Origin of the sequence: Qipengyuania rhodophyticola, from assembly GCF_042493225.1 — a bacterium.
GTDB lineage: Bacteria > Pseudomonadota > Alphaproteobacteria > Sphingomonadales > Sphingomonadaceae > Erythrobacter.
In genome coordinates, this window is sequence record NZ_CP170454.1 from 1,020,183 (window position 1) to 1,038,889 (window position 18,707).

An 18,707-nucleotide genomic window follows, 5' to 3' on the forward strand; every position below is an offset into this window, starting at 1 on the left:
ACGCTACGCAATATGTATTCAAGGTGAGGCAATGACTTGTATAGACTCGACGTTAACTATTCGTCTGGACGCAAAAAAGCCCCGGCAGATCGCTCTGCCGAGGCCTTTTTGTAAGGTCAGATGACTGGTTGGCTTAGAAGCCGCCCATACCACCCATTCCGCCCATGCCGCCCATATCAGGCATTGCAGGGGCGCCGCCGGCGCTGTCATCCGGAGCATCCGAAATGGCTGCTTCGGTGGTGATCAGCAGACCGGCCACAGATGCCGCGTCCTGCAGTGCAGTGCGAACGACCTTGGTTGGGTCGATCACGCCAGCCGCCACGAGGTTTTCGTATGTGTCAGTGCTTGCGTTGAAGCCCTGCGTCTCGTCATCTTCGCGCAGCAGATTGCCCGAAATCACTGCGCCATCATGGCCAGCGTTTTGTGCGATCTGACGGATTGGAGCGAGGATAGCCTTGCGCACGATGTCGATGCCGCGCGTCTGGTCATCATTTTCGCCTTTGACACCGGCGAGTGCTTTTGACGCATAGAGAAGAGCTGTACCGCCGCCCGGGACAATGCCCTCTTCAACAGCTGCGCGGGTCGCGTGGAGCGCATCATCAACGCGGTCCTTGCGTTCTTTCACTTCGACTTCTGAAGCGCCGCCAACCTTGATTACAGCAACACCGCCAGCGAGTTTCGCGAGGCGCTCTTGCAGCTTCTCTTTGTCATAGTCTGATGAGGTTGTTTCGATCTGAGCGCGGATTTCACCAACGCGTGCCTTGATGTCGGCTTGATCGCCAGCACCGTCAACAATCGTGGTGTTATCCTTGTCGATGGTGACGCGCTTGGCATCGCCCAGCATGTCGAGCGTGACTTTATCAAGCGTGATGCCCAGTTCTTCGCTGACCAGCTCGCCCTTTGTCAGGATCGAGATGTCTTGCAGCATCGCTTTGCGGCGATCGCCAAAGCCAGGGGCCTTGACCGCAGCAACCTTGAGGCCGCCGCGCAGCTTGTTCACGACGAGGGTCGCGAGCGCTTCGCCTTCGATGTCTTCTGCAATGATCAGCAGAGGGCGGCCTGATTGCATGGCGGCTTCGAGAACCGGCAGCATGGCCTGCAGGCTGGAGAGCTTGCCTTCGTTGATGAGGATGTATGGATTTTCCAGCTCAACCGTCATCTTGTCAGGGTTGGTGATGAAGTAAGGCGAGAGGTAACCGCGGTCGAACTGCATGCCTTCAACCACGTCGAGCTCAAATTCGAGACCCTTGGCCTCTTCGACAGTGATGACGCCTTCTTTGCCAACTTTCTCCATGGCTTCGGCGATCTTCTCGCCGACTTCCTTGTCGCCATTGGCAGAGATGATGCCGACTTGCGCGATTTCTTCGCTGCCAGCGACGTCTTTTGAGCGGCCTTTCAGATCAGCAACAATGGTGCTGACCGCTTGGTCGATACCGCGCTTTAGATCCATCGGGTTCATACCGGCGGCAACCGCAGTCATGCCTTCGCGGATGATCGCCTGGCCCAGAACGGTTGCAGTGGTGGTGCCGTCACCGGCGAGGTCGTTCGTCTTCGAAGCGACTTCTTTGAGCATTTGCGCGCCCATGTTTTCAAACTTGTCTTTAAGTTCGATTTCCTTGGCGACGGTTACGCCGTCTTTGGTGATGCGCGGTGCGCCGAAGCTCTTGTCGATGACAACGTTGCGCCCCTTAGGGCCGAGCGTCACTTTGACAGCATTTGCGAGCGTATCCACGCCCTTGAGGATGCCTTCACGGGCATCACGGCCGAACATTACGTCCTTAGCAGCCATGGTTGTTTCTCCTGAAATTCTCTAAGTGTGAAAGGATGTATTGGGGTCAGCTAATCAGCCGATGATCCCCATGATGTCGCTTTCTTTCATGATTAGCAGGTCTTCGCCGTCGAGCTTGACCTCTGTGCCAGACCATTTGCCGAACAGGACTTTGTCGCCTGCTTTGACGTCGAGCGGTGTAACCGTGCCGTCTTCAGCTTTGGAGCCTGAGCCAACGGAGACGATTTCGCCTTCGCTTGGCTTTTCCTGAGCACTGTCTGGGATGATGATGCCGCCAGCGGTTTTCTGATCGGCTTCGATGCGACGGACCAATACGCGGTCGTGCAGCGGACGAAATGCCATAGTCTATGACCTTTCCATTAGGGTTGATGATCGTGATTGGCACTCTCCTCTTAAGAGTGCCAGCGGGGCGCATTTGGGGATGCGTTGATGCAGAGTCAACAGGAGGTGCTGCGAAAAATTGATTCTCTTTTCTCTCACTGCAAATCAGCTGCGCCGATGCCTCAGTTGCTGGATATTTGGGGGGCGACCTATCGGTCGGTGGGCGGCCGCCCTTGCGGGCTTTTAGCAAAGCCCGATTTAGCGCGCGGTAGTAGGCCTTGGGATCAGCCCCAAATTCTCGCGGAGCATCCAGCGCCATGTCAGCAGCACAGCGGCAAATGCCAAGCCCGCCGCCAAACCGATCCAGACCCCGATGCCATCCAGACCTGCGCCAAAGCCAAGCACAATGGCCAGACCAAACCCCGGCACCCAATAGCTGAAAATCGCGATCCACATCGGCACGCGTGTGTCCTGCAGCCCGCGCAGTGCGCCCGCAGCAACAGCCTGCAATCCATCGACCAGTTGAAAGGCGGCCGCCAGCACAAGATATTGCAAGGCAAACCCGATGAGGCCTGCGTTCTTGGGGTCGTCAATGTCGACATAGATGCGCAAAAGATATTCGGGGACCAGCACCATCGCCGCCGCGGTAAAGGCCATGAAACCCGTCCCGATTGCCAGCGCAACCCAGCCAGCCAGCTTGATGCCGTGGCGATCCCTCGCGCCATAGGCATATCCCACGCGGATCGTCGCGGCCTGGCCCACTCCGAACGGAACCTGGAATGCAAGCGCTGCGATGTTCAGCGCGACGATATGGCCAGCAAGCTCAGCTGCTCCGATGCGGCCCATCAGGAACGCGGCTGCGCTGAACACGCCTGCTTCCGCCGCCACCGTGAGCGCGATGGGTGTGCCGATCCGCACGATCAGCCAGAAGCGCTTCCAGTCGGGACGCCAGAAGCGATAGAAAATGTGATAGCGCGCCAGACGCGGAAACAGCAGGATGACCACGACATAGGCGGCCAGAGTGATCAGGGCGGTAATGATTGTCGCCACTGCTGCGCCTGCCAGCCCCATTTCCGGAGCACCGAGATTGCCGAAGATGAAGGCGTAATTGGCTAACGCGTTGACTGGTATGCCAAGCGCGGTGATCGCCGTTGCAAAAACTGGCCAGCCGAGCGCAGAGACATAATTGCGCAATACCGAGGCGAGCAGCATCGGGATCAGTGAAAATATGACCAGCGAATTGTACTCGAGCGCCAATGCGATGATGCTGGGCGCTTGGCCCGTGACCCGCATCGCCGGACCCAGGAGCAAAGCGAGGCCCATGCCGATGACCCCGGATATCGCCGCGAGCCATAGCGCCATGCGGGTTGCCCGCCGTACCGGCCTGAGCGATGGACCCTTTGCACCGATAGCTTCCGCGATCAGCGGGGCGACTGCCCCCGAAAGCGAAGAGAGCGACCAGACAATCAGGCCAAACAGGCCCGCGACCAATCCCGAGGCGGCCAGCGGCTCCTCACCCAATCGCGCGATGAAGATGACATCCACCATATAGATGCCCATCTGAAGCAGATTTGCGAGCACCAATGGCCAGCTTAGCTGGAAAGTCGCGGCCAATTCACCGCGCCAGCCCTTATCAAGGGAGCCATCGCTGCCATGATCCTCAATCGGGGGCAGGGGCGTTTGGGCGGGCTCTTGTGTCATGACCAGCCGGCCCGGATAGGCGTCCTGCCCCCATCATGGAAGAGCTACGTGCTTTGCGCGCAATAAAGGATAGATGGCTGCGGCTGGCGAGCCACAGCTGGTCAGGCTTAGTGCAGCTTCTCTAGCAGCGAGGCTAGATCCGCAGCCGCAGGCTTGAACGCACCCTCTTCCTCGAAATCATAGCCTAAATCGACAAAGACAATCGGCGGGTTCGCGGACGTCTCACGGAAGTCGACACAAAAATATCCCGAAGCGCTGTTGCTGGCGAACGGCAGCAGTTTGAGCTGCGACAATTCCTCAACTTCGGCCCAGCCTTGGAGCGTCGAGAGCACAAACTCTATCGAATAGGTGTAGCGTTGGTGATCTTTCACGCCGCCTGCATAGAGGATCGGGCTGAATGCGGTTTCGCGCGCTTCGCCGACATTGATGGCCTCAGGCTCTGTTACCTGACCGGCGCGTTCCAATATGACCTGACGCACATCAGCGGGCAGACTAACATTCATCTGCTGCTCGATTGCAGCGAGAGCTGCCTCATCACCCTTTACGGGTACCTCGATATATGCTTCCCACATCACTGGCACTCGCATGCACTCCTTTAGCGGCCACCGCCCCAGATGCGCATACCACCGGTATGCCCGCCGCTAAAGTGGTCATGTATGCTGCTATCAACAAGCTGTATTCGCCCTGTGTCCTGATGATGGTGCCATGTCAGATCGGGCGGCGAGCGTCCCGAAGGTGTCTCGCGCGTCAGGAATGCGACTTGGTCAGCATTCAGCCCGAGCCGCTGCGCCAGGCCGGGATCAGCATTCAGCGCATCACGCATCATGCCATTGGCTTCGCGGAAATGTGCGGTGTCACTGCCGCTATTGATAGCTGATGGGCTGAGGTAAAGGTCAGCGCGCGCATCAAAGTCAGGGAAACCGTTTGAATCGTAATTCACGCTAACGCCGTCCCGTGTGTAAGTGATCGTGCCGTCCCCATTAACGACGCGCGTGTCATAATTAGCCGATGTTGGCTGGCGCACAATATGTTCTTGTCCATTGACGTCTGTGACCATTTGGCGGCCATCATCGCGCGGCCTGACTGACGGTGTGTCACCAATCGCCTGGGTGCGTCCGCCAGCAGTGAAGGTCGTACCGCGATTTGCATCAATGACGAGCGTGTTGCCAACCACACGATTGCCAGCCACGACTGCCTCATCAGCGCCGCGTGCACCAGCGCCGAAGAAGTCGTCAAGCTGGGTCTTCATCCGCTCAATGGACTCGCGAGCGCCAGCCGGCAGACTGTCGAGCACACCTTGCGGGATACGGTTCACTGCATCTCGTATCTCGCCCAGAGGTCCGCGCAATGCAGCGGATGCCGCGGGGCTACGTGCGGCTGCGGTGATGGCACTCGCAACGGTGTCAGCCCATCCGGCAATCTTGGCAATCTTTGCTGAGTCGCCAAGGTAAGGCAGAATGCTAACCCCAGAAACGATGCCATTGCCCAAATGGCCGAGCGCGTCCCAGCCTTCGCCTCTAAAGGCAGAACCGATGCTACGGCCGAGGGAAATTACTGCATTACTGCCATCGGCAAAGGGCGTCGGTTCGAAAATCCCAACAATGTCGAGGGCCATTTGCGTGAGATCGAGAGCAAGTTCAGCAGTTCCTGGCCCCGTATCGTTGGCGGGAGTCGGCGTCGCCGTCTGCGCTTGCGTTGGCGTCGTCACGGTCTCTTGAACACGGATGAGGTTGCCTTGCTCACGCGGAGTAAGCTGAGAGAGAACAGCTTGCTGCAATGCTTGCGCTTGCTCTGGGATTGCGGCTTGGAGCGTGCTGAGATCGCGCTGCAGACCGGCGGTATTGAGCACAGGATCGCGGTTGGCATTGATCAGCGAGCTGGCAGTGCCGGCAACACTGAAATCAGCGCCTTCTGGTTGGCTGCGCGCTAAAGCGCCCTCAGAACGACTCACTTCAACCATTGCCGTGCTCCTCGATGATCATGGAGCGCAGTATATGGCTTTTGCGGGGAGCGCGGTATCTGCAGATCGTATAGTTTGGGCCGCTGTACGGAGCCGTTACTGCGGCTAAGCGAGCGTTTAGTCCAGCGGGTGAAACAGTAGCCCGGCGAGCGCGACAAGGCCGCGCATCCCGTCCAGTTCCAGCTTACGCACCGCGCTATTCAAATGGGTGCGTGCGGTGCCTTCACTAATCGCTAGCAGGGTCGCGATATCCGCATTGGAGCGGCCCCATCCGGCAAAGCGCAGAGCGGCCGCCTCGGTGCGCGTCAGATGTTGCAACCCATCAACCAGAGACAGCGGTACGCGCGCGCCATCGACCAGAAATTCGCCGACTGAGACTTCGCGCTGGCGTGCCGGATCTCGCTTTGCCGCGCTGCGCATCTGCTCCAGCAACGCCAGCAATTCGGCGTCCACTTGCGGCTCTGATGCGGGCGTTGGTGTGGGGGGCTGCATGCCCGGCGTCCTCTCTGTCACAGCGGTTTTCCTGCGCGGTCCAGCATACCTTGGCTTACTGCATCGCGGCTCGTCAATTCATTCACGACCAATTGGCCGAGCAGTGGCAGGATCATAACCAAAACGAAGATTGCCGAGATCGCTTTGATCGAAAGCGAGAGCATGAACACGTTGAAGTTCTGTGCGAAGCGATTGAGCAATCCCATGCCCAGATCAATGATGTAGAGCACCATCAACACTGGCGTCGCCAACACGAATGCAATTAAGAAGAAGCGGCCAAATTCCCCCTGGAATAAGCGAACCGCGTCAAGGTCGAGCGAGACACCGCCCGGCCCCATTGGCCATGCCGCATAGCTGACCATCAGCGTACCGATCAGCATCGTGAGCCCGCCGGCTGTGACGAAAGTGACTTGGGCAAACCGGCCCAGCAATGTCGCGGTGAGCGATTGTGTGCCGCCGCTGACCGGATCAATAATCTGCGCGATGGTCGCGCCGGTTTTGGCATCGATAATCTCGCCTGCCGACGCCATCGCCCATAGGAAGGTTGCGTAAAACAGGCCGATGACGATGCCCGCCGCCGCCTCGCGCCCGATCAGTGCCAGCCATTGCGCTGCGCTGAGCACGCTGGGGTCGAATTGCATCGGCAGCGCCAGTGCCACAAGGCCAAACGTAATGATCAGCGAATTGCGCACCATCGCTGGCATCAGTTTGGGCGAAAAGAGCGGCATCATGAGAAAGGCAAAGGCAAAGCGAGCAGACCCAGCACCAACCAGCAGCGCTTGCTCGGTCCACGGAGCCGCTGAAATGAGCGAGTCGCCAATAGCGCCGCCAAGGCTCATGTGATCCTCACTTCGCCATCATCCTGCGATCACCCAACCATTCGCGGAAAATTGCTGAAGATCTGATCGCCAAAGGCATAGAGGCTGCCCGCCATCAGCGATGCTGTGATGAACAGCGTCAGCACGATCGCGAAGAATTTGAGCGTAAATTGTAGCGTTTGTTCCTGAATCTGTGTCGCCGCCTGAAGCACTGCCACCAGCAGGCCAACGACTGACGCGGCGATCACTGGCGGCGCCGACAAAAGCAGTACCAGTGTGAGCGCCTCCAGCGTGATGTCAGTCATGCTCATGTCCGGGCCTCGCCCTGGTGAGAAAGGCTGTTTCTACATGGCATAGGACAGCACCAATCCATGGGTCAGCTTCACCCATCCATCGATCAGCACGAACAGCAATATCTTGAACGGTAGCGAGATCGTAACCGGGCTGAGCATCATCATATTGAGCGCCAACAATATGTTGGAAATGACCAGGTCGATGATCAGAAAGGGCAGGAATATGAGGAAACCGATTTGAAAGGCTATCTTCAGCTCGCGCACCGCAAACGCCGGTACGATGATGACGAAATCGGTATCGGACAGCTCGCTCGCACGGTCCGGCCCGCTGATCCGGCGCTGAGTTGCTAGGAAGAAGGCGCGGTCGTTCACCTCGGTATTAGCGATCAGGAATTTGCGTAATGGCTCTTTGACGCGGTCCGCGGTGGACATGATCTCCTGCGTCCCCTCGATCTGGGCTGGGGTGGCGGGCTCATCACCCGGCATGGTCGCGACGGCGGTGTCGCCTACGCCGGCGGCTGCCGACATATCCTGAAGCGTGGGGTACATGACATAAACGGTCAGGATCAGGGCGAGCCCATTGAGCACCACATTGGGCGGAGTTTGCTGAAGGCCCAGAGCGCTGCGCACGATTGCCAGCACCACCACGATCTTGGTGAAGCTGGTGACCATTACCGCGAAGAACGGCGCAAGCGCGATCAGCACCACCGTGATCAGCGCGGAGCCGGGAGTGAAAGTGCCCAGTTCCACTAGTGCGAACCCAGCTCTTCTGCGGTGACTATGTTGGGGTTTGCGGAGTCTGGCGGAGCCGTATCCTGCGCCGCGTCAGCTTCTTCCTCTATTATCGGCTCAGCCGTTTGGGTAGCTTCAGCAGGCGCATCCATGAGCACAGCAAACCGGTCTCCCAGCCTGACCACTTCGCCATGCCCTACAGTTCGCCCGCCCACCGCGAGCGCGACTTGTAGGCCTTCTGCGATTGGTCCGAGCTCCAGCGTCCCGCCATCAGCGAGCCGTGCCAGCTCAACCGGTGAGACAAGAATATCAGGCAAGTGCAATGCGACAGGCACGCTGAGCGGTTCCATATCATCTGGGCTATTCATTGGCGCAGGCTCCTGTTGCGGGGGCGCAGGGGTAGTGTCGGCAAAAGGTGGGGCTAGGCGGCCAGTGAGAGGGTCGAGTGCAAGGCTCGTTGGTTGAAACGAGCCGGGCTCTGCCATCAGTGCCCATGGCCCTTGCTCCAGCACCACCATATCACCGTCGGTCAGCCGTTCGGCATCGCTCATGGACAGTCGGGCAGCCACAAAAGTGGGCGCGAATGGAGTGGGGGCGGAGGGCTTGCGCGTCATTGGCGGCGCAGCGAGAAAGGCCACCTCGCCAAGCAGCTTCTCCGCCTTAGAAAGCTGCGCGACAGCCCAGCTCATCGGGGGACCGCCATGATCTGAAAACTCCGCCGCGAGCCCAGTCGCCGCCTCAACCTCGCTCAGCAAAGCCTCATGCGCACTGAGGGCATGCATCAGTTCCTGTGCTGGCGCGCCAAGCGCCGCGCGCTGCGCCAGCGACGGCCGGAATGCCATGACGTCTCCAAGATACCAATTCGCCTCGTTGGGGTTGGCGTCGGCAATCGATACGCCATAGCCCTGCGCTGCTAAAAGTCGCGCACCGGCATGAGTCCACGCAGCTTGCTCCGTGTCAAGCGTGGGGATTGCATCAGCAATTCCAGATGGTGTTTGTGCACCGCTCACAGCCGGTCATCCTTTGCCATGCGGAGGCGAAATTTATCCGCACTTTCGCCGTTATCTTGTGAGGAGGCGCTTCCGCCCACAGAACCCGGCTCTGCGGGCCAAGTCTTCAATTGCGTGATAGAGTGCGCGGTGACGCCCAGCAGCATGTGCTCGCCATCAACCTCGACGATCACCAGCCGTTCGCGCTGACCGACTGGCAAAGCGCGCTCAAACCTCAGCGTCCTGCCAGTGTCTTCGCCGCGAAGCTTGCCGAAGCTGCCATCCTGAAATTTGCGCAGGAGCCAAAGTCCGCCAAAAGCCAGCGCGATCACGAATGCGAGAGATATGATGATCGCCAACATCGATGATAAGACAGTTCCGATACTCATGCAGTTTCCTCAAGCGGAGCAGATTGTTCGGGCGAAGATTCGTCAGCATCCTCTGCTTCACCGCGCCGTCTGACTTCTTCCAGCACATCGCATTGCATCGGAGCTTTGCCGTCACGCGCACGGCGCGCCCAAAGGATGACTTCGGCGATAGCGTCGAACAATTCTTCCGGCACAATCTCGCCCACTTCGCCGCGTGCCCACAGCGCTCTGGCGGTTGGTATGTGGCGGATGATCGGTACGTCAGACTGGATCGCGACTTCGCGCATTGCGGTTGCAATGTCGCCCTTGCCGCGTGCCAGTACGACTGGGACTGGAGCGCGCTCCGGATCATAATCAAGCGCGATCGCCAAATGCGTCGGGTTGACCAGCAAGGCGGACGCATCTCCAGCACAAGCGACCGCGCCTGACTGCGCCCATTCCTGCCCCAATTGGCGGCGGTGACCCTTCATATGCGGGTCGCCCTCATCCTGCTTCACCTCTTGTTTGATGTCGCGCGTGCTCATCATCATCCTTTTGGTGAAGTCATGCTTCGCCCAGACATTGTCGGCTATGGCAATGCCGACGAACACCGCACCGACCCAGCCCATCACTTGCAGTGTCAAAGAAAATGTCAGGCTGGCGTCCTTTTCGCCAACTTGCGCGCCGAGGTTCTCGCGCCAAATCGGCTCAGCAGCAGGCAGCAGCATAGTGCCCATATGCTCGATGTGCCCGCGCGCGACGAACCATACGACGGCGACCACTGCGATTGCTTTGGCAAGCGTTTTGGCAAGCTGTACTAGACCCTGCTTGCCGAACAATTTCTTCAGCCCTTCGACCGGGTTGAGATTGCTGAACTTTGGTTCAAGCCGCTTGGGCGCGAATAATCCTCGGGTTTGGAATACCTCTGATAAAATCCCGATGGAGACGAGCGGGATCAAGATTACCGCGCTCAGCACAATCAGTAAGTTGATTGCTTCACCACCAAGGTTCTGCAGCGCAAGCGCGTATTCCCCCTGCGCAGCGTGGCTGAGAACCCTATCGCCAAACTCCGCAATGCTGCGCGCGACATAACCGCCTGCGACTAGCAATAGTAGGATAGCTCCAAAGGTGCCTACCATCGAGGTGATGTCCTGCGCCTTGGCGATATCGCCCTTCTTGCGCGCATCCTGAAGCTTCTTGGGAGTGGGCAGCTCCGTCTTGTCGCCGCCCTTATCCTTATCCGACATTCCAGCCCGCCATTGATCCCATCCTATTGATGATTGCCGCCACTTGGGCAGCAAAACGACTCCGGCGGGCAGGCCGAATTTGCGAGGATAATCACATACATGACAATAGAGTCAACTGAGAAAAGAGTGTTTCCAAATGAAACTAAAGGCGACTCGGAGCCTGTGAAGTATTGCTGTTATTGAGCCGTTACAGACGAATGGGTGGTAATTTGCGGTGAATGGACTCTCGATCTCAGACAACCCGCTATCCGTATATTAAGTTTTAAGTGTTGAAAAAAAAGGAAAAAAAAGCCTGTGGGAAGAGAGTCTTCAAACTTTCAGAGAAGCATGTAATATCTTGTTAATCTTAAATGTGGGGGTTGGGCAGAAGCCTCCAGATACGGTTTTATTTGCGCTCTTGGGTCGATCCAGAATTCCGTTCTGGCATGGAGGTCGCGTGTCTAATACGCTTGGTGATCAATTGAAGTGGTGTTGTCGCAACATGTACAACTCTGCAAGAAATCTTATTGCTTACATCTTTGTAAGTACTTTGTTCGTATGTAGTGCCGCGCAGGCGAAGGAACGGCAGCCAGAGCCGATTGAGGATCCAGGCGAATGTCCGGTTGATGCTCCAGTTAGGGTCGCCAGTGTTGATTCCTTGCGTCATTTCGAAGGGCTTATAGGGCATTGCCCGGAAACCAGTTTGATCGAGTCCCCGGCCTTCCGCGCTAACCGTCCCCTCGGTGCGCCGGACAACGTGTCTATCCCATCCAGCCAGCTGATCGTGCCAGATCGACAAGCTGACGCACGCTTGATCATTGCGAAGACTAATACCCGCTCTGCTGACACGCGACCGTCGCAGACCGCAGACCGCCCGAATTCCGGTCGTCAGGACAAGTCCGCCATTGTTACTAAAAATGCGACCTCGGCGCGATATTCAGCTGATGGGTCATCGGTTGCTATTGTGCCGCCGGCCTCTGCGTTCGTTGCGCCACTCGGCGGTGAAACCAGCGCAGAAGCCGAAGCAGTTTTAGCGCTGCGTCCTCAGAGTTACTCGACCGCATTCGATGCAAAGATTGCTCAGGCGGCGCGCCGTCACCGGGTCGATCCATTACTTTTGCATGCGGTGATTACCCAGGAGTCGCGCTATCGTCATCGCGCGGTCAGCCATGCCGGCGCCCGCGGTTTGATGCAGGTTATGCCTGCAACCGGGCGGCAGCTTGGCGTGCGCGATTCTCGCCAGCTTTTCGATCCGGAAACAAACATCAATGCCGGGGCCAAGCTGCTCAGTCAGCTGTGGCGCAGATTTGATGGCGATACGGATCTGGTTCTCGCGGCCTACAACGCAGGTGAGGGTGCCGTACGCAAACACGGCATGCAGATCCCACCCTATCGCGAAACGCAGGATTACGTCGTCAAGGTCAAGGCGATTTACACACGGCTTGCCGGTGAAAGCGGGCTCGCGGTGACCTTCTGATGGAATTAGCCGCCAAGATGCAACGCGCCTTGAGGCTCGTGCCAACCGCACAGCTTGTGGTGATCTTGGGGCTCGTCGCGATCTTCGCGATGTTCATTCTACCGATGCCGCCAGCGATGCTGGATGTGTTTATTGCGATCAACCTCACCATTGCTGCGCTGCTCGTGATTGCGGTGATTGGGGTGAAGCATCCGCTGGATTTTTCGACCTTCCCTTCGATCCTTCTCTTCACCACCGTAGCGCGGCTAGCGATCAGTATTGCAACAACGCGCATGATCCTGACCGAGATGGATGGCGGCCAAATTATCAGCGAATTCGGCGAGACGGCGGCTGGCGGTAATATCGTTGTCGGACTGGTGGTGTTCCTGATCATCACGGTCGTGCAGTTCATTGTGATCTCGAAAGGGTCGGAGCGGGTCGCGGAAGTGTGCGCCCGCTTCAGCCTGGATGCGATGCCGGGTAAGCAGCTCTCCATCGACAGCGATTTGCGCTCAGGAATGCTGACCAAGGAAGAAGCCAAAACCAAGCGCAACACGCTCGAGCAAGAGAGCCGCCTTTACGGCAGTCTTGATGGTGCGATGAAGTTCGTGAAAGGCGATGCGATTGCCTCAGTCGTGATTGTGGTGATCAATTTGATCGGCGGCATTGCCGTCGGCGCGATCTATCACGGGCTTTCTCTGAGTGAAGCGGCGGGGGTCTTCTCAATTCTGACGATTGGCGACGGGCTAGTCGCGCAGATCCCAGCGTTCCTGTGCGCGCTTGCCGCTGGCCTACTGGTAACACGCAGTAATGATCCGGAAAGCAAGCCAGACCTTGCACCAGCCATTTTTGCCGAAGCGGGCGCTAAGCCGGGAACGCTCATCGCGGCGGGCACGATTGCCTTCGCTCTGGGCCTCATTCCAGGATTTCCGTTCGCGATTTTCTGCGCGCTTGGACTTACCTTGATTTTGGCAGGCGTCTGGCGTCATCCGATTACCGGGCCAAAACTCACAGACATGTTTGCGCGCGCTGATGCGCTGGATGGCCCGGCGCCAGAGGAGATTGTGCTGAGAGCGCAGCCAGCCCCGCGGGTCGAGCCGCTGGTGCTGCATGTCTCTACTGGCGAGGTTAGTGCAGGCGAAATGGCCCGGCTGACCGATGCCTTGGAGCGCGCCAAATCCGAAGTGCAAGAACGCTCGGGCATTGCATTGCCGGCCCTGCGGGTCGCCAAATTTGCGAGCGATGAGCCAGTGGGTAGCTGGGAACTGACCGCCTTTGACGCGCCGCTGGGCGCAGCGCGCGAAGATCCGCGCCTTTTGGAAGAACGCCTGCCCATTTTTGTGCGCGAGCTTTTGCGCCGTAATTTGCCGCTGTTGCTTGGGCTTCAGGAAGTCACTGATTTGCTCGATTATCTGGGCGAGACACACCCTGAGGTGGTCAAGGAAACCGTCCGCGCGGTGCCCGTTCAGACCATCGTCGAAGTGTTACGCATGCTAGCTGATGAGCAGGTTTCGCTCCGCAATTTGCGCGATTGTATTGAGGCGATTTGCGAGGCTGGCCAAGCAGAGCGTGACGCAACGCCAATCGCCGCTAAAGTGCGCGTGGCTCTACGCCGCAATATCGTCGCGCCGCTGTGCGAGAGTGGCCGCCTCAAAGTCGTAATGATCGGTCCCCGCGCTGAGGAAGCTATCCGGCACACGCTGACCGCGATTGATGGCCAGCCGCGCCTGGCGATTGACCCGCTGCGCATGCGCGAATTGGTCCGGCTGATCGGCCAAGAGGTGGAGGCTGGCGGTGCCCGCGCGATCCTCACCGCGCAGGATTTGCGGCGCCCGCTACGGCTGATCTGCGCCGCTGATCTTTTCGATGTTCCCGTACTCAGTTTTAACGAACTCAACCCCGCTGTCCCGCTTGATGTGGTGCGGCAATTGGATGTGGCGCCGGATCTCGTCGCTCACACCTCATCAGATGAATTCCAAATGGAGGCAGCCGAGTGATCCCCCTGACTAAGCTCCCCGCCAATTTCTTGCGTGAAAGGCTGCAAAAGGCAAGCGCGCTATGCGCTGGTCTTGTGATGCTGGCTTTGCTTGCCCCGACGGCAGCGAAGGCCGCGGACCCCCCCTTCACAAATGATGCGGTATCGCTCAGCGCGCGCGGCCAAAACGTGCGCGATTTTGTCGCTGACTTGTTTAGCGAGGCAGGCCTGCGCGCTAAAATCAGCACGCAAGTGAGGGGGCAGGTCCAAGGCGTTTTCCAAGGCCCGCCCAGTGAGATCTGGGGTACTATCTCGCGCGCTTACGGGCTGGTGGCATATTTTGATGGATCGATCGTCCGCATCTATGCCAATAGCGAGATTGCAAGCCGGTCAATCCCAACGTTCGCGGGTGATCAGCTGGTGGCTCAGGCGAACCAACTACGCCTGACGGATCCAGTTAATACCGCGCGGGTGGGCGACGGGCTGGTGCTTGCAACGGGCGTTCCGTCTTTTCTCGACCGGCTTGAGTCGATGGCAGGACAGCTCAGCGCGCGCGCAAATTTGAGTGCAAAACAGACGCCTGCCGTCCTCACAACGGGCGCTAACACGGTAGCCTCACCATTGCTCAGAGCGCCGCTGGCTCGCGCCAGTGTACGTTCCGAAGTGATCCGCAACGCGGGCCGGGGCAGCCCTTTTGAAGTGCGGATTTTCTATCTCAAATACCGCGATGCAGCGGACCGTGAAGTACGCAGCTCTGATCGCGCCGCCATCATTCCGGGTGTTGCCACGCTTTTGCAAGAGCAGATGGGCGATGGAACGCAAGTGGGCGGTGTCAGCTCAAGCGCAACTAATGAACGTTCGATCAGCGGCCTTAACGGCCTTCGCGACCGTCGACCTTCGAGCCGCCGGGATCTGAGGGATTTTCGTGACTTGGAGGAAGGCGAGCCCGCTCCACGCGGAGGCTATGGCGGTGATGGACCGCGCATCTCGGCCGATCCAACGGTCAATGCAGTGATTGTGCGGGACGTCCCGAGCAAAATGGGTGTTTATCAGAAGCTGATCGACAACCTCGATATCGAGCCATTGATGGTCGAAACGCAAGTGACGATCCTTGAACTCAATCACACCAAGCTCAAGGAACTGGGTCTCGATTTCGGTTTCGGGTTGGAAAGTCTTGGCCTTCTTTTCGGCGGAGGGCCTAGTCTCGGCCCTGGCGGAATTACTGGCGGCTATCTGACCGGCGATGGTGAGGTGTTCCTAGCGCGGATCAAGGCCCTCGAACAGCGCGGCGCCGTTCGCACGGTAACGCGCCCAGTTCTCTCATCCGTTAACAATCAGGTGGCGACATTTGACATCACGACGCAGCAGGTCGTCCGGCTTCAGGGCGAGCGCGAAGTAGATGCGTTCTCTGTCAATTATGGATTGGCGATGCGCATTCGGCCTTCGGCTATTGAGGATGGCGGCGACATGCGCATTCGCATGCAGCTGGAGATCAGCAATACTGAGCTGAACGGTTTGGTCGTTGACGGCATTCCGACGGCTGCGGGGCCGCGCATTCAAACGCAGATGATCGTGCGTCAGGGCGAGAGTGTGATGCTCGCTGGGATGACTCGGACGACCGAATTTGATCGTAAGCAGAAAACCCCGGTTCTCGGCGACATCCCAGGTCTTGGCCAATTGTTCCGCAAGCGGCGAAAGGGCGAAGATCACATTGAGCGCCTGTTCCTGCTCACCCCGCGCATCAGCAATTTGGGCAGCTCACAAATCGCGCCGAATGAAGTCGAACCTCTGACGCTTGAACAGCTGCGCGGGACTGAGCCTGTGAAAAGGAAACGCCTGTGAATGCAGTAGCGCCTGTCGAAGCCACCGGCGCAGAGGCCGAAGAGCGCGTTCCGCTCGCGCCCTTGACCCTGCGCGTGCTGTCGGGGCGCAGTGTGGGTGCTGAACATCGCTTGCCGGAACGGCGTAAGCTGCTGGTTGGACACAGCTTTGAAAATGACATTGTGCTGCGTGACAGGACCACGCGTGGCTGCGCTTTGCATATCGCCACATCGGGACGGCGCGGCTTGCTTGAGGTGGTCTCAGGCAACATCGAAGTACTGGGTCGCAGCCTGAGCGCAGGCGATACAATGCAGCTTGAACCCTATTTGCCAGTGCGGATTGGTGATGTGCATTTTGCCATTGGCTGCGATGATGAGGAGCGTTGGGCCGAGGCGGCAGAAGTACTGTCCGACGCGCAGCATGATCCGCTCGGCGAGCTGACTGACGTACCGCGCGCGGACCTAGCAAAGCGGCTGGAATTGCGCGCTGAGCCGGTTCGCCGCACCTTTGCCGGCATGATGCTGGCCCCGCGCCATTTGGCGATTGCCGGTGCAGCAATGCTTGCGATTGCAGGCGGTGCGTATTTTGGCTCCGCTGCGCTCGGCCCTGCACCGCCGGACACTTCCACAATCCAATCCGATCTTGCGGCGCTTGGTTTCCCCGCACTCGCGGTTGAGCACAGCGGATCTGGCGGCGAAGTCGCTATTGTCGGCTTGGTACGTGATGATCGTGCAGCCGCGAAGTTGCGCGAATGGGGCGCAGCGAATTATCCCGGTGTTGTGATAGGCGTTGGCACCGTCAGCGGCGCGGCGGAGGCGGCGAGCGAGCTGCTTGCGGCGCAAAACGTTGAGGCGCGCGCCGTGCCAGAAGGCGTTAGTGACCTTGCAATTGAAGGTCCGTTTTTGCCCAAAGATCGTCAGCAGGAACTGACCGCATTGCTGCGTCAAGATGTGCCGCGCGTGCGAGAGTTTATCTTCAAGGTAGCGCCCAATCGCGGCGAGGCGGACCTTGCCTATTTTTTCAATGCGCCGGGCTTTGGCGCGGCGAGCTTTGTAGCGGGAGATCCCGGTTACATCGTGACGGAGGATGGTACGCGCTGGTTCGAGGGCGCTGCCCTGCCGACAGGGCACAAGATTGTCGAAATTGGAGAAGGCCGCGTGACCGTGGAGCGCGAGGGTTTGCGCGACACCTTAGCTATGTGATGCGGGCCGCTTGAGGCCCGGTGCGAAATTTGACGTGAAGAGATCGCCGATTTGGCGAGAAAGGACCTGAAATGACTGATGTAACTGGACGTATTCTGTCGGATCTGAGCTCTGCGCCCTCAATGATGCCCACGGGACGTAGCCGCAGCTGGTTTGAGGCATTCGCTGGGGCCTGGGGCTCGGCGCTTGATAATCAGGCAGGCAAAATTGAGCAGCAGGCTGGTCAGATCAGTGGTCCAGATGGCGAGGATCGGCCATCTGAAATCACCAAGCTGACGGCTGAGTCCATGCGGATGAGCTTTATGGCGCAAAGCAGCCACACCTCGCTCGACAGCATTTCCAAATCGCTTGAAACCATGGCGCGGAAGAATTGACGATGAGTATCGAACTTGTCGCATCCTCTCTCGCATCGGCAGCTGGTTCTGGCGCGGGCGGGCAAAACGGAGGCCAAGTGATTTCGCTTGGCCCCAGCGGCTCTTCGGCAGCGGTCAGTGGTACCGAGGCAGGGCGCTTCGCTTCGGCAATGGACAAGGCCTCATCGGCAAGCGCGGCGTCGCGTAGCGATCTGCCTGCGCCGGTTGGGAATCTGCTGCGCGCACTTGATGGTATCGATGTGCAGGCGCGCTCAGTCACGGACTTTGCGCAGTCAGCCTCGGCCAGCAATGGGGAGCTGACGCCCGGTGAAATTGTGCAGCTGACGATGAAATGTCAGGAATTCATGTTCCAGTGTCAGCTTACATCCAACATCGCCAACCGCAGTGCGGACGGTGTGCAACAGCTCTTCCGGCAGCAGGGATAATGCTGACGGTACCGCTGGGGGAAAGATGATGACGAAACTGATCGTACGGCTGCGTGCCGCTTTTCTTACGCTTGGTCTGGCTGGCGTGCTGGCGGCATGTAGCGGACAGGAGCTCTACCGCGATATTGATGAGCGCGAGGCCAATGAAATGGTCGCATCGCTCACGCGCGCTGGGATCGAAAGCGAAAAAACCGGCGGCGAAAAGGGCATGTACACCGTTAGTGTCGGCCAAGCGGATTTCGCACGCTCGGTTGAGGTGCTGCGGCAAAATGGTCTGCCTCGCGAACAATATGAATCGCTCGGCAGCGTGTTCAAGAAGGAGGGGTTTACCTCGTCGTCCCTCGCTGAACGCGCGCGATTGGTCTATGGTCTTAGTCAGGAGCTTTCGCATACGATCAGCGAGTTTGACGGCGTTGTGGAAGCGCGCGTGCATTTGGCTTTACCAGAGGCCGATGCGTTAACCGGAGCCGCTAATCCGCCCTCTGCATCGGTGTTTGTCAAATATCAGGAGGGATTTGATCTGCGCTCGCAAACGGCCGCGATCAAATCGCTGGTGATGAACAGTATTGAGGGCCTTGAATATGACAGGGTCAGCATCGCGATGACAGAGGCGAAGCCGCCGCCAACGCCAGCCGTTGATACTTCCTTTGACCAAGTCACTAAAGTTCTGACGATCCTGATTGGCGTGCTTGGCGCGGCTCTGCTGGTGCTGGGTGCATGGCGCGTGTTCACGACCCGCCGCAAGCGGCAAGCCGGCACTGAACTGGCCCGAACAGAGGGCTAAGG

Annotated in this window: 19 protein-coding genes; 7 read left to right on the forward strand and 12 right to left on the reverse strand. The window is 58.5% G+C overall.

Going from position 1 to position 18,707, the window contains the following annotated elements; translation table 11 throughout:
* Positions 1-133: 133 nt before the first annotated feature.
* From groL to ACFCXQ_RS04885, 12 genes are all read right to left on the reverse strand, one after another.
* Entirely contained in the window at positions 134-1,789 is a 1,656-nt protein-coding gene (groL, locus tag ACFCXQ_RS04830) for a chaperonin GroEL (RefSeq protein WP_379553619.1), read from the reverse strand.
* A gap of 54 nt (positions 1,790-1,843) precedes the next feature.
* Entirely contained in the window at positions 1,844-2,131 is a 288-nt protein-coding gene (locus ACFCXQ_RS04835) for a co-chaperone GroES (RefSeq protein ID WP_379553621.1), read from the reverse strand.
* Between the two features lie 237 nt (positions 2,132-2,368).
* Positions 2,369-3,811, reverse strand: coding sequence for an MATE family efflux transporter (locus tag ACFCXQ_RS04840; protein WP_379553623.1), 1,443 nt, complete (start codon positions 3,809-3,811; stop codon positions 2,369-2,371).
* 107 nt (positions 3,812-3,918) lie between these two features.
* Positions 3,919-4,383, reverse strand: coding sequence for an SMI1/KNR4 family protein (locus ACFCXQ_RS04845; protein ID WP_379554542.1), 465 nt, complete (start codon positions 4,381-4,383; stop codon positions 3,919-3,921).
* A gap of 23 nt (positions 4,384-4,406) precedes the next feature.
* A complete protein-coding gene (locus tag ACFCXQ_RS04850; RefSeq protein WP_379553625.1) occupies positions 4,407-5,771 on the reverse strand; it encodes an HNH endonuclease in 1,365 nt (454 codons plus the stop codon).
* Positions 5,772-5,888: 117 nt separating this feature from the next.
* A complete protein-coding gene (locus ACFCXQ_RS04855; protein ID WP_379553627.1) occupies positions 5,889-6,263 on the reverse strand; it encodes a helix-turn-helix domain-containing protein in 375 nt (124 codons plus the stop codon).
* A 17-nt stretch (positions 6,264-6,280) separates the two neighbouring features.
* The gene (gene sctT, locus ACFCXQ_RS04860; protein ID WP_379553629.1) at positions 6,281-7,102 is read right to left on the reverse strand and encodes a type III secretion system export apparatus subunit SctT; all 822 of its coding nucleotides are present in this window, start codon (positions 7,100-7,102) and stop codon (positions 6,281-6,283) included.
* A gap of 29 nt (positions 7,103-7,131) precedes the next feature.
* On the reverse strand, positions 7,132-7,392 hold the full coding sequence (gene sctS / locus ACFCXQ_RS04865) for a type III secretion system export apparatus subunit SctS (RefSeq protein WP_379553630.1): 261 nt from the start codon (positions 7,390-7,392) through the stop codon (positions 7,132-7,134).
* A 33-nt stretch (positions 7,393-7,425) separates the two neighbouring features.
* Positions 7,426-8,124, reverse strand: a complete 699-nt coding sequence (sctR, locus tag ACFCXQ_RS04870) for a type III secretion system export apparatus subunit SctR (protein ID WP_379553632.1) — start codon at positions 8,122-8,124, stop codon at positions 7,426-7,428.
* On the reverse strand, positions 8,124-9,116 hold the full coding sequence (locus ACFCXQ_RS04875; RefSeq protein ID WP_379553634.1) for a hypothetical protein: 993 nt from the start codon (positions 9,114-9,116) through the stop codon (positions 8,124-8,126). Before ACFCXQ_RS04875 ends, sctR begins: the two co-directional genes overlap by 1 nt.
* On the reverse strand, positions 9,113-9,484 hold the full coding sequence (gene fliO, locus ACFCXQ_RS04880; RefSeq protein WP_379553636.1) for a flagellar biosynthetic protein FliO: 372 nt from the start codon (positions 9,482-9,484) through the stop codon (positions 9,113-9,115). Before fliO ends, ACFCXQ_RS04875 begins: the two co-directional genes overlap by 4 nt.
* The gene (locus ACFCXQ_RS04885; protein ID WP_379553638.1) at positions 9,481-10,689 is read right to left on the reverse strand and encodes an EscU/YscU/HrcU family type III secretion system export apparatus switch protein; all 1,209 of its coding nucleotides are present in this window, start codon (positions 10,687-10,689) and stop codon (positions 9,481-9,483) included. The genes fliO and ACFCXQ_RS04885 overlap by 4 nt, the downstream gene beginning before the upstream one ends.
* A 436-nt stretch (positions 10,690-11,125) precedes the next feature.
* Between ACFCXQ_RS04885 and ACFCXQ_RS04890 the strand changes: the two genes are divergently transcribed.
* The 7 genes from ACFCXQ_RS04890 (at position 11,126) to sctJ (ending at position 18,705) form a co-directional block, all read left to right on the forward strand.
* Positions 11,126-12,145, forward strand: a complete 1,020-nt coding sequence (locus tag ACFCXQ_RS04890) for a lytic transglycosylase domain-containing protein (protein WP_379553640.1) — start codon at positions 11,126-11,128, stop codon at positions 12,143-12,145.
* Positions 12,145-14,121 carry an FHIPEP family type III secretion protein gene (locus tag ACFCXQ_RS04895; protein ID WP_379553642.1) on the forward strand — a complete coding sequence of 659 codons (1,977 nt, stop codon included), beginning with the start codon at positions 12,145-12,147 and terminating at the stop codon, positions 14,119-14,121. Before ACFCXQ_RS04890 ends, ACFCXQ_RS04895 begins: the two co-directional genes overlap by 1 nt.
* Positions 14,118-15,941: a secretin N-terminal domain-containing protein gene (locus ACFCXQ_RS04900; protein ID WP_379553644.1), complete on the forward strand. Its 1,824-nt coding sequence runs from the start codon at positions 14,118-14,120 to the stop codon at positions 15,939-15,941. The genes ACFCXQ_RS04895 and ACFCXQ_RS04900 overlap by 4 nt, the downstream gene beginning before the upstream one ends.
* Complete coding sequence (locus ACFCXQ_RS04905; RefSeq protein ID WP_379553646.1) at positions 15,938-17,122, forward strand: SctD/MshK family protein; 1,185 nt, start codon at positions 15,938-15,940, stop codon at positions 17,120-17,122. The genes ACFCXQ_RS04900 and ACFCXQ_RS04905 overlap by 4 nt, the downstream gene beginning before the upstream one ends.
* 71 nt (positions 17,123-17,193) lie before the next feature.
* Positions 17,194-17,496 (forward strand): hypothetical protein, encoded by a 303-nt coding sequence (locus tag ACFCXQ_RS04910; RefSeq protein ID WP_379553647.1) that lies wholly within the window; start codon positions 17,194-17,196, stop codon positions 17,494-17,496.
* A gap of 2 nt (positions 17,497-17,498) precedes the next feature.
* Positions 17,499-17,921 carry a hypothetical protein gene (locus ACFCXQ_RS04915; protein WP_379553649.1) on the forward strand — a complete coding sequence of 141 codons (423 nt, stop codon included), beginning with the start codon at positions 17,499-17,501 and terminating at the stop codon, positions 17,919-17,921.
* 28 nt (positions 17,922-17,949) lie between these two features.
* On the forward strand, positions 17,950-18,705 hold the full coding sequence (gene sctJ / locus ACFCXQ_RS04920) for a type III secretion system inner membrane ring lipoprotein SctJ (RefSeq protein ID WP_379553651.1): 756 nt from the start codon (positions 17,950-17,952) through the stop codon (positions 18,703-18,705).
* Positions 18,706-18,707 lie beyond the last annotated feature (2 nt).

Excerpts from the sequence above, each read along its gene's own strand:
- ACFCXQ_RS04850 (WP_379553625.1), bottom strand. The coding sequence starts at position 5,771 with ATGGTTGAAGTGAGTCGTTCTGAGGGCGCTTTAGCGCGCAGCCAACCA.
- sctS (WP_379553630.1), bottom strand. The coding sequence starts at position 7,392 with ATGAGCATGACTGACATCACGCTGGAGGCGCTCACACTGGTACTGCTT.
- fliO (WP_379553636.1), bottom strand. The coding sequence starts at position 9,484 with ATGAGTATCGGAACTGTCTTATCATCGATGTTGGCGATCATCATATCT.
- ACFCXQ_RS04855 (WP_379553627.1), bottom strand. The coding sequence starts at position 6,263 with ATGCAGCCCCCCACACCAACGCCCGCATCAGAGCCGCAAGTGGACGCC.
- ACFCXQ_RS04915 (WP_379553649.1), top strand. The coding sequence starts at position 17,499 with ATGAGTATCGAACTTGTCGCATCCTCTCTCGCATCGGCAGCTGGTTCT.
- ACFCXQ_RS04845 (WP_379554542.1), bottom strand. The coding sequence starts at position 4,383 with ATGTGGGAAGCATATATCGAGGTACCCGTAAAGGGTGATGAGGCAGCT.
- sctJ (WP_379553651.1), top strand. The coding sequence starts at position 17,950 with ATGACGAAACTGATCGTACGGCTGCGTGCCGCTTTTCTTACGCTTGGT.
- ACFCXQ_RS04840 (WP_379553623.1), bottom strand. The coding sequence starts at position 3,811 with ATGACACAAGAGCCCGCCCAAACGCCCCTGCCCCCGATTGAGGATCAT.
- sctT (WP_379553629.1), bottom strand. The coding sequence starts at position 7,102 with ATGAGCCTTGGCGGCGCTATTGGCGACTCGCTCATTTCAGCGGCTCCG.
- ACFCXQ_RS04895 (WP_379553642.1), top strand. The coding sequence starts at position 12,145 with ATGGAATTAGCCGCCAAGATGCAACGCGCCTTGAGGCTCGTGCCAACC.
- groL (WP_379553619.1), bottom strand. The coding sequence starts at position 1,789 with ATGGCTGCTAAGGACGTAATGTTCGGCCGTGATGCCCGTGAAGGCATC.
- ACFCXQ_RS04835 (WP_379553621.1), bottom strand. The coding sequence starts at position 2,131 with ATGGCATTTCGTCCGCTGCACGACCGCGTATTGGTCCGTCGCATCGAA.
- ACFCXQ_RS04910 (WP_379553647.1), top strand. The coding sequence starts at position 17,194 with ATGACTGATGTAACTGGACGTATTCTGTCGGATCTGAGCTCTGCGCCC.
- ACFCXQ_RS04885 (WP_379553638.1), bottom strand. The coding sequence starts at position 10,689 with ATGTCGGATAAGGATAAGGGCGGCGACAAGACGGAGCTGCCCACTCCC.